Below are 9,777 nucleotides of genomic sequence, written 5' to 3' on the forward strand. Positions count from 1 at the left end.
CAACCTCCCGTTCAAGATACCTTCATTTTCTCATGAGCTTGAGGTTCTTGAAAGGTGGTGAGTATTTGACGCTCACCCGACAATAGAACTGCACACAATAGCGAGTAAAACCATGAAAGCAAGAATGAACGGATCATATGTACCGGGCATCACTAGACCGTCTTCGTCGAATTCAAAATGAATTACCATCGTTAAAAGACGAATGAGAAGGAGATAGACAATGTAAATAGGTACAAGACTGCCAATCATTACGGCTAAACTAAGCATGAAGCCTTTCATTTGCAGCACTTGCTTTTTAAAGCTTACGAAGAATGCTGCAACGATTAGCACAAGCAATACAAGCATTAACGGAATAACGACTTTATCCGAATATACGACCAAAGTCTTTTTCATTAGAGGGAAGTAAATGGCATCTCCTTCACTATTCTCTAATGCTTCAAATTCTTTGGCATCCATCGTCATATATTTGTTCACTAAAGGAAGCGCATAAGCACCAAAGTGTCGAATGGTTTCTTTGTCACTGCTTTCGACCCGGTCTGTCTCGGAATGGTAGGTTTCTACACCGCCAATATTGGCAAAGTTATATCCTAATTTCGTTGTCTTTTTTAATTCCGTGAAATCGGTATCGTTCGGCATCTTTTTATACATTTCAGAAGCAAATGAATACGCTATTGGATAAGGCACAATATCTTTATACAGTTGTACCAGCTTGAAGTCATTTGAGCTCGTTTCAAATAACATGGGCGCACCTGTATTGCCTCTTGCTTCAAAGTTAAACATGACTCTTACTTTGTCCAACATATCCGTTCGATCCATTAACGCGCTTGCGCCAAGCATGCCTTGCTCCTCACCATCGGTTAAAACAAAATAAATCGTATTTTTCGGCGCCGGCAGTTGTTTTAACACTCTTGCCGTCTCCATAATGGTCACAACGCCATAACCATCATCTGCTGCTCCCGGAGTTTCTGGCGTAGAATCATAATGCGCGGTTAATAAAATGGCATTGTCATCGCCTGAGGTTCCTTGAATTTTTGCAATAATGTTTTCAACGTTCTCTGCTCCAATTTCTTGAGCAAAGTTTTCATCGCGGATATGTTTAATTGGCTTCGTTTGAATTTCCACCGGTACATCTATACTTTGAAAATGCTTAACAATATAATCCTTCACTCTTTTATTCGCAGGCGAGCCGACGGGATGCGGTTCCTTCGCTACTTCTTTTAAATACCCAGCAGCTCGATCTGAGGAAAAATCCTTTTCTGTCTTCCCTACTTCCTCTTCAGAAGGCCTTGAAAATTGTGTAAAGCTTACAAACATCGTCAACAATGCAAGTATGCTCGCAAAAATAAGTAACTTTCTCTTTCTCATTTGGTCCTCCCCCAACTCAAAAACTAACCGAACGGTCAAGGATATTTTATTCAAAATTAACCAATCGGTCAATAGTTTTCTTTTATGCTATAATGACTGAAGAACCAAGTGATCACTATTCTAGGAGGAACGGTAATGGTAGATGGTAGAGAAAAAAAGGGGATGAAAACAAAAAAAGCTTTATTAAACGCTACAATCACTTTAATAGCGGAACATGGCTTAGAGGCATTAAGCGCCAGCAGCGTTGCGAAGAAGGCCAATGTTAGTAAGGCAAGCGTGTTTCATCACTTTGATTCGATGGAGACGATTCAGCAAGAAGCTTTTATTTTTGCTGATGTGTTAATGCATGAAGCGCTGGAACGAATTTATCAAGAAGCTAGGGAAACGGATTCTTTTGCAGATATTATGCTCAAATGTTTTCTCTTCTTCATGGAAGAAAACAACAAATACTACTTAAATTTAATTCATGTTCAAATGCAATTTGTCGTGAAGTCTTCGTATGATACGGAGTTTGAAGAGCTTATCTATGGTCAAGAGAGCGAAAAAACACCGTTTGATTTCTTTGAGACTTTAGTGAATGATTTTTATGGCGATAAGCTGGGCGCGAAACACTTGGAGCTAGTAAATGATTTATTACTAACTTATATCAATGGATTTGCCACCTTTTTTATCTCTATGGCACACAAGGAATGGCTTATTTCGTTATGGAAAGAAAATATTAAAATGATTGAACTTTATATCCAATCCTTAATTGAAGGGTAAATTCGGTGAAGCATTACGGTTTGATTGCCACGATTCTCAATCTTTTATAATCCAAATACCAATCACCGTCATGAAATAAATCTTTTTTGGCTTTCGCAGCAATTTTCGCATATACATGGCGTCGTTCGTTTTCCGACATTTCTTTGAAGAAATCGTCGGCCAGACCATTCAACCAGTGATCCAGTCCCTTCTCACCATCGTTCATTTTGGTTGGGCGATCGAAATGAACGGCATAAGTAACGCGAAAGCCTTGTTTTTCCAGTAAGGTGCTATATTCAGCGATACTTGGGAAGTACCAAGGGTTCAAATGGTTAGCGTCGATACCATAATCTTCAGACAACACTTCGCTCATTGCCTTAATGACCGTTTCAACATTGCCTTTTCCACCAAATTCAGCGACAAATCTTCCATTGGTATTCAAGCTATTCCATACACATGACAACACGTTCTCGGCATTCTTCATCCAATGTAATGCTGCATTAGAAAATACAGCATCGAACGGTTCTTCGAATGTAAAATTCCCCGCATTGCCAGCGATAAAATGGATGTCCGGATATTTCTTTTGTGCTTTCTCTATCATGGCGTCAGACAAATCCAACCCTGTTACAGCGGCTCCGGTTTGGTTCATTTCATAGGCTAAATCCCCAGTGCCGCAGCCTAAGTCGAGAATACGTTCTCCTTTGGTGGGATGTAATAGTTCAACGACGCCCTTACCAAATTCGGATACATATCTGAGTTTGTTGTCGTACAATTCGGACTTCCAGACATGAACTGAACCCATGCATATCATCTCCCAATGTAGTCTTTAGAAACATTTTACATAATTAAAGCTATAAGCGAAAATATATAATTCCTATTCACTTTATAGTTATATTCTATAAAAGGTATCATAAAGCCTATGCTACCGGAATCCAAATGTCGAACGGCTGCATTAACAGCCGTTCTTTTTGTTTTCTTTGCGTTAAACAGACAAACTACGTTAATTGTCAGAGAAAATAACCTTTGCAATTGGCTCATTGAGGCATCGTTCAGTATTTTATGGATTGGGATTGTACCAAGCAGACATCCGACATCAACTTCAAAGGCTGATAAAATGGGTTAAACAAACAATATTACCTATTTGTATAGATTTTGTATATATTACCATGTTATACTGAAATCATCCATTTTTCTTAATAACGAACAGTTGGAGATGGATTTTACAAAAATAATTATTTTAGGAGGGGTTATAAGCTAAAAAGTCTTTTGCTCACGAAATTGAAAGTAAGATGCTACTACGCTAATGGGGCGACCCACTGTTAGAAAGCACAAGCTCCTTCACCTCAATGTATCATTCAGGTTGCTGGAAAAAAGGAGAGCCAGACGGTCATCTGCTCAAAAAATGGTTTATTACACCCATGACCGACTATATTTTTCGTAGGGTATTTATATTAATTAGGAGGAATGTAACGATGGATGTTAGAAAAGACGCACCGGAAATCAAATTGAAAGCCAATGATTCATCTGAGATTAATCCTGTTCCCTATAACGTGTTAGCAACTCCACTGGCTCAAGTGGATGTTGCAGGTAGTTTTGCAAATTTTACAAACATTTTTAATGAGTTGAAAAATGCATATGAGGAGTTTTCCAAGACAGGGGCGAAAGATGTATTACAACAACATCTGAATATTGCATGGGGAGCCTACAAAGAAGGGAAAGTTGACTATTTAGCTTTAACAAAAGCCACGATATCTTTGGCAGGATTCATTCCAGGTGCCGGTGCAGCTGTTCCCTTCATTAATATGTTTGTCGACCTTGTTTGGCCTCATTTGTTTGGAGGGGGCTCAGGTAAAAACCCATATACAGAATTATTCAATATGATTATGGATGCCGTTGAAAAACTTGTTGATAATCGTTTTAGAGAAGAAATCATTGGCAATTTGCAAGACTCCCTTGAGGGGATGCAAAAACCATTGGTTCATTTTCAGGATTCTATTCAACGTGCAATTGGTCAAGGTGGTGGAGCTGGTTATCTGTCGATCCTTGATGTTAAAACCCCCGATACGGAACAATTGAAAACTGTAATGAGAAGGTTTGAAAATGCAAGAGATATAATCGAGTCGAATTTGCCACATTTTAAAGATCCGCTGCATATAAATAGTCCAGATATAGAATTTAAACGGGATACTGTGCAAGTAACATTGCCTCTTTATACAACGGCAGCTACTTTGAATTTGTTGTTACATCAAGGTTACATTCAATTTATGGAACGGTGGAAAGCAGTATTTGGTAGTGACTATGATTCAATCGTTGATATAACTGAAATAAAGATAGATTTACAAAAACGCATTCAAGAATACACGGAAACTGTTTATCAAGTATTCAAAAAATATATACCTGATATTGGAACCACTAAAGGTCAACACAATACCTATAACCGATATGTTCGGTCTATGCAAGTCAACGCTTTGGATATTGTTGCTATGTGGCCTACTATAGATCCAAATAATTACAATCGATCTACAGACTTAGATCTATCCAGGGTGATTTTTGCTGATGCGGTAGGACCTGATGAAATGCATGATGGGAATATTACCATTTATAATATTCTGGATGGTGCAGCCTTTTTTGACCATAGCCAGATCGCTCTTGACTCTATCTCTTATTCCCGTGATGATCTACACAAAATTGATATCATTCAGTATAATAGGGACGGCAATGGATGTTGGCCATATGGAATCCAGCTTGTTTATAATAATCAAACTTTTGAATATGGTGATAACGATCCTACTTTCCCAAATGATAATCACCATTATCATTATACATGGAACGCACCGGTTTCTATTGTGAACGCAATCACACAATATGTAAGCGCCACGGACCTAGATATGGAAAATATAGTTATAAATTGGTCCAGAACGGGTTGTCTTATACCTGGGTACCCTGGTGCTAAAGGCTATGCAGAAAGTAAAAATGTTCATATTCCTAACCAAAAAGTTGACGTTCTATATCCGATTACTGTAACAAATGTTGCAGGGGCTCAAGGAAAACTTGGATTGTTACCTAGCCTGATTCCAGCTAATTTAGAATCAATGAATAGAATTGGTGTACCTGATGAGAAAGGAAATTTCTCTATCAGAGGAATTCCCTTTGAAAAAGCATACGGCATGTGGGTAACTGTTGTACGGGAATATATCAATGGTGCGAATGTTACGAAACTTTCAAAAGAAATTAATAGCATTCGCGTTGACATTTTCAATGAAACAAATAAAAAATACCAAATCCGTTTACGATATGCGACGAGTGGAGATGCTTCTTTTGAGTTAATTATTTACGATCAATACACGCAAACAATTGTTAATGGAAATTATGAGTTTCCTGCTCCAACAGGTAATAAAATGTACGTGGAAGGAGCAAACGGAAAATATGTCTTGAATGCAATTGGAGCTGCTTCAGGGCAGTTACCATTGGATGCACCTTTTTACGATTTACCAAAAGGGCAACTCCTAGTATACATTAAAAATACAGGTTCTGCAGATCTCTATTTAGATCGGATTGAATTTGTTCCTAGTGCCGAATGAGTAAGAAGCAGAGAAAACACCCGACTCGTTTGAGCGGGTGTTTTTCATACTACAGCAAAAGGTTGGGTTTGGAAAATTAAGAACAAACCAGAAATTTTATTCAAAGGGTAACTTTACGCTATTAAGCGTAGCAATGTGGGTTAGTCATCGAAAATAAACAAGTAAGAGATTACGTTGATCGTTACGTGTAAAGGTTGAGTCTGAACATTGCGTCCGGCCCATGGACGCTTTGGCGGACCGGATCTGGAAGAAACCAGGAACGCGAACTATTGGTCCGCCGCTGGCCATTGACCATCGATCGCAACGATCCGGTCGTCGGATGCTGACGCACCGCCTCCGGCTGGACCGTTATACGAACCAGCGGAGCAACCCAGAAGAGCTACAGTAGCGCCCCCTCGCCGCCGCCGGATGCTCCAATGCTGGCATGCCCGACGCCGTCCTGTAACTCCGATCGTTGAAACCTCATCCAAAATTGGACATCAAAAAAGGAAGGCATATAAACACTACCTTTCCAAAATAGGATAAGTTACACTCCTATATAATTGTGATCATTCGTAGACTCAATAAATGAAAAAAAGCATGGACTACAAAATGTTTCCTTAATGCAAAATTAGTCTGTCACTTTCAAAAAACTGATCGCGGGCTACGACTTCCACCTGTCTCGTACCGGCTCACAAACGCATTTCATGTCGTAAACATTTCTTTTAGTACACGATAGGCCCGTTGTTGAACGACTTCTTGCTGCTCCTGGCGCGGCGCATTGTTTTGTTCGCTTTTTTCAATACAGCTCAGCCCGGCCAGCTCTCGGTTGGGGCCGAGATGCAGGAAGAATGTCATTCAAATGCCGAACAATTATGCCGATCTGAGCTGTGCATTGTTCAGCTTCCCTTCTTATTCCGGATTGCTAAGCTCCAGCAGTTCACGCAAGATGCGGAACGCTTGGTGCTGCTTTTGTTCGTTATGCTTTAGAAGGAGCAGGATGCTTTCCCATACCCATGTTTTTTCTTGCAAGAATGCTTCCTTTTCGTCATGTCCTGAATTTTTTTACAATTATTAATATTCTCGTTTTATCGATAGGAATATTATGTTAATATTGTTTTATATTCTAATAGGAGGTTATGTTTGTGTGGTTTGTTAATCGCTCTTTGCGTTGGGAAATTGAAGACCAAATGAAGCTGCATGGTTATAATGTCAATCAATTAGCCGAACTCACCGGGATTAACCCAGGGAATTTGAGCAGCGCCTTGAATGGCATTTCCCGATCAATGACGATCAACCAACTGGATGCCTTGGGCAAAGTTCTCGGAAAGATGCCCGGATGGCTGTATGAGCTGTACATAGAAGAATGCATCTCCGAAGAAAAATTGTCCCGGCCACGATTAGTTCCTTATTTAGTACGATGTGCCGAGGTTGGCAGAAATGATTGTATTGACGCGGTCGTATCTAAAATTCTTGATAATCCCAAAAACGTTAACGTCATCTTTGCTGCGGCAGAGAAGCTATTTCATATGGGAAAACAAAAAGAATCGGAACGCTTTTATGAGATTGTCGTGGAGAATGCCAAAGACAGCTTTTCCGAGATGCTGGCGGTGAGTCACTACCGGCTATTTACGGTCATGCAAGGTACGGATGCGGAAAAGAATTGGAAAGCTGTCATCCGATTTGAACCGTTTCGAAACCGCTTACCGGAGAATTATCGTTTGGACGCCTTGCTCCAGTTAGCGAAAGTTTGTTATTCGTTGAAAAAGTGGGGCGAGGTTGAAGAATATGCGGGCGAACTGGTGGAGCTAAGCACGATTCAGTGCTGTGATAAAGAGATAGTGCCTAAACGGCATCCTGTTTATTATTACGGCATGGGGCTTTTATATAGAGGAGCTGTGTTTGAAAGGCAAAGGTTATACGAGCAGTCGAAAAAATATATACGCAGCTATGTTGATCTGGAATGGTTCGAACCCCTCGATGAATCTGGCCGAAAGGAAGTGGGACAGTTTCAGATTTGGGGGAAAGCGAATTTATACACGCTTGAAATGTTAACTGGAAACGATAGCATGGTTAACGAATATGCTGATTATTTGGAGAGCCTTGACCGGTTAAATGACGTTGTAGCCGGGTTGAATGCTATCATTACGTCAGCGAATACATATGAGTTCAATGTTGATCATGTGTTGTTGCGCTTTTCCGGCTCCATTGCACGTTTCGATTTATTTAACCATGATCCGGTTCTTTCGGAACGACATCTTCGATATAGGTATCAGAAAGCTATTTATGAGTTTAATAAAGAGCGTTACGAAAACGGGATGAAAGAAACCTTACTCTGTATTTCCCTATGCTTGGACATGAAGCGATATGAGGACTTGGCCCGCTGCGTCTCTTTATTTGAAAAACATCGAAAATATGCATCAGAAGAACAAGTCCAGTGTTATGAATCCATCACGCTTTGGGTTGATTAACCGAACAAGATGCCAAATCCGGCAATCCATAGAATTATACATTTGGCTGTACAATTGACAAATAATTAAGCACCCTGAGGGAGATGCTCAGCATTCTGCACAAGGCAGAATGCTTTTTTTAGTAAAAAAATGCTTCATAAATATTGAATACCCTATATTTGGAATCAGAGTATTATAATTGAATCCAGGGGATGGGTGTTATGAATAAAAAGCTAAAGCGGAAAATCAGAAAGTTACAGCAGCAATTGGTACGGTTAGTTGAAAAAAAGGTTCGTTTTCGGATAAGGAGGTGGTGCAGCTCAGCCAGCGTTTAGATCGGTATATTCTGATGGCTCAAAAGTCTTCTTCTAAGTCGAAGCTTAAGGTGTGTGGATGATGCAGTACGAAAATTTGCTGACTGAGGAAAGCGAGGAACGGATTCGCTATCTTGCCCAGATCGGGGCAATCTTTGAACGGTTATACGGCATCAAAGATTTACATGACGCGGTTTACAGGGCATCGTCAGGTGCCGGATTTGCTGCCCGAAGATTGGCCAAGCTTGGCTATAGCGACGAGAAAGTTGAGGAGCTTTTACGCGAGCGTTTGTTTTTTTACAGGGCAAACAAAATGGGACAATAGAACACAATTGACTTTGTGCTGCATCCCTTAGCGTACGTTTTCCGCGTTTTGTTGTCTCTACCCCTTCTATACATCTGGATGAATAGGGTCAAACGAAATAATAACTGGCATAAACTTTGGAGTCACCATGAAATTATACACAATACCTTCTTTAGATTCGTATGAAACAATATAATCACCAAATTGTGAGGAATACTCTATTTTTTTATATTTTAATTCCATTTCGTTATACTTCATAGTTATATAAATTGATAAAGTTAACCGTGCGGTTACACGTTGAATTGTGCCCGTCACATGGGATACTAAAATAATGAATAAAATAATACTAAGTATAATAGTTTTTTTTCTTTTGAATTTAACCATATTTTTTCTCTCCTTTCGTTTATATTTAAAATAATACATTTAAGTAACAATATGCAAATTTCCGTAAATATAGTACTTGTTCCAAATTAACTGAAATATTTTGTTGCACAAAAAATGTAAGCATGGTTTAATTGAGTTTTATTTGTAAATTTTTTTCAAGGAGGAGAATGTATTTTGAGTAAAAAAAAGGTTATGGCAGGGTTGATCGCACTTGTTTCTGTAGCATCGTCTATCATTCCAGTCTCTTACGCATCTAACGAAAAAAGTGCACTTAATACTGAAGTCCATGCGTCGCAAACTCAAAACAATCCTTACATCCAGCAATACAATAAAGAAAATGGAATTACATCGAAAAGTTTAAATTCATCATTGTCAGAAGATGATGAAACAGTTTACAAAACGCTGACAATCTACTACCAAGAAGATGTAAAGGTTGGAAAAATCCTTGCGCAAGTAGCCAAGGATACAGATGTCCAGATAAAAGCTACATCTATGAAAAAAGAAGATAAGATAGATGTGATGCATAAAATAAAAGAAGCTTATTCTTCTGTTAAAGAATCGAGTGATCAAAAGGTCTTAGTAGATGTCATCAGCCACTTTAATTGTCGGTGAATTCGGAACCGCCAATGACGGTGGCTTTTTGCATGCGTCACCGACAT

The 9,777-nt window shown here is 39.4% G+C and carries 9 protein-coding genes; 6 read left to right on the plus strand and 3 right to left on the minus strand.

Going from position 1 to position 9,777, the window contains the following annotated elements:
• Nucleotides 1-72 precede the first annotated feature (72 nt).
• On the minus strand, nt 73-1,365 hold the full coding sequence (locus NLX71_RS25380; RefSeq protein ID WP_254366565.1) for a M20/M25/M40 family metallo-hydrolase: 1,293 nt from the start codon (nt 1,363-1,365) through the stop codon (nt 73-75).
• Nucleotides 1,366-1,500: 135 nt separating this feature from the next.
• On the opposite strand from NLX71_RS25380, the gene NLX71_RS25385 reads away from it, so the two are divergent.
• A complete protein-coding gene (locus tag NLX71_RS25385; RefSeq protein ID WP_254366566.1) occupies nt 1,501-2,127 on the plus strand; it encodes a TetR/AcrR family transcriptional regulator in 627 nt (208 codons plus the stop codon).
• 13 nt (nt 2,128-2,140) lie between these two features.
• On the opposite strand, the gene NLX71_RS25390 is transcribed toward NLX71_RS25385, so the two are convergent.
• Nucleotides 2,141-2,908: a class I SAM-dependent methyltransferase gene (locus NLX71_RS25390; protein WP_254366567.1), complete on the minus strand. Its 768-nt coding sequence runs from the start codon at nt 2,906-2,908 to the stop codon at nt 2,141-2,143.
• Nucleotides 2,909-3,578: 670 nt separating this feature from the next.
• On the opposite strand from NLX71_RS25390, the gene NLX71_RS25395 reads away from it, so the two are divergent.
• From NLX71_RS25395 to NLX71_RS25405, 4 genes are all read left to right on the plus strand, one after another.
• On the plus strand, nt 3,579-5,687 hold the full coding sequence (locus NLX71_RS25395; RefSeq protein WP_254366568.1) for an insecticidal delta-endotoxin Cry8Ea1 family protein: 2,109 nt from the start codon (nt 3,579-3,581) through the stop codon (nt 5,685-5,687).
• 1,124 nt (nt 5,688-6,811) lie between these two features.
• Nucleotides 6,812-8,137: a helix-turn-helix domain-containing protein gene (locus NLX71_RS25400; RefSeq protein WP_254366569.1), complete on the plus strand. Its 1,326-nt coding sequence runs from the start codon at nt 6,812-6,814 to the stop codon at nt 8,135-8,137.
• A 292-nt stretch (nt 8,138-8,429) separates the two neighbouring features.
• Nucleotides 8,430-8,513, plus strand: a complete 84-nt coding sequence (locus tag NLX71_RS26740; protein ID WP_309248990.1) for a hypothetical protein — start codon at nt 8,430-8,432, stop codon at nt 8,511-8,513.
• Nucleotides 8,510-8,755: a hypothetical protein gene (locus tag NLX71_RS25405; RefSeq protein ID WP_254366570.1), complete on the plus strand. Its 246-nt coding sequence runs from the start codon at nt 8,510-8,512 to the stop codon at nt 8,753-8,755. The genes NLX71_RS26740 and NLX71_RS25405 overlap by 4 nt, the downstream gene beginning before the upstream one ends.
• Before the next feature lie 66 nt (nt 8,756-8,821).
• On the opposite strand, the gene NLX71_RS25410 is transcribed toward NLX71_RS25405, so the two are convergent.
• Nucleotides 8,822-9,118 (minus strand): hypothetical protein, encoded by a 297-nt coding sequence (locus NLX71_RS25410; protein ID WP_254366571.1) that lies wholly within the window; start codon nt 9,116-9,118, stop codon nt 8,822-8,824.
• 174 nt (nt 9,119-9,292) lie between these two features.
• On the opposite strand from NLX71_RS25410, the gene NLX71_RS25415 reads away from it, so the two are divergent.
• A complete protein-coding gene (locus NLX71_RS25415) occupies nt 9,293-9,730 on the plus strand; it encodes a hypothetical protein (RefSeq protein ID WP_254366572.1) in 438 nt (145 codons plus the stop codon).
• Nucleotides 9,731-9,777 lie beyond the last annotated feature (47 nt).

This window comes from Paenibacillus sp. MZ04-78.2 (genome assembly GCF_024213375.1).
Lineage (GTDB): Bacteria > Bacillota > Bacilli > Paenibacillales > NBRC-103111 > Paenibacillus_G.

Bases quoted from the DNA above. Each gene is read 5' to 3' on its own strand.
- NLX71_RS25380 (WP_254366565.1), bottom strand. From the start codon at position 1,365: ATGAGAAAGAGAAAGTTACTTATTTTTGCGAGCATACTTGCATTGTTG.
- NLX71_RS25395 (WP_254366568.1), top strand. From the start codon at position 3,579: ATGGATGTTAGAAAAGACGCACCGGAAATCAAATTGAAAGCCAATGAT.
- NLX71_RS25390 (WP_254366567.1), bottom strand. From the start codon at position 2,908: ATGGGTTCAGTTCATGTCTGGAAGTCCGAATTGTACGACAACAAACTC.
- NLX71_RS25385 (WP_254366566.1), top strand. From the start codon at position 1,501: ATGGTAGATGGTAGAGAAAAAAAGGGGATGAAAACAAAAAAAGCTTTA.
- NLX71_RS25410 (WP_254366571.1), bottom strand. From the start codon at position 9,118: ATGGTTAAATTCAAAAGAAAAAAAACTATTATACTTAGTATTATTTTA.
- NLX71_RS25405 (WP_254366570.1), top strand. From the start codon at position 8,510: ATGATGCAGTACGAAAATTTGCTGACTGAGGAAAGCGAGGAACGGATT.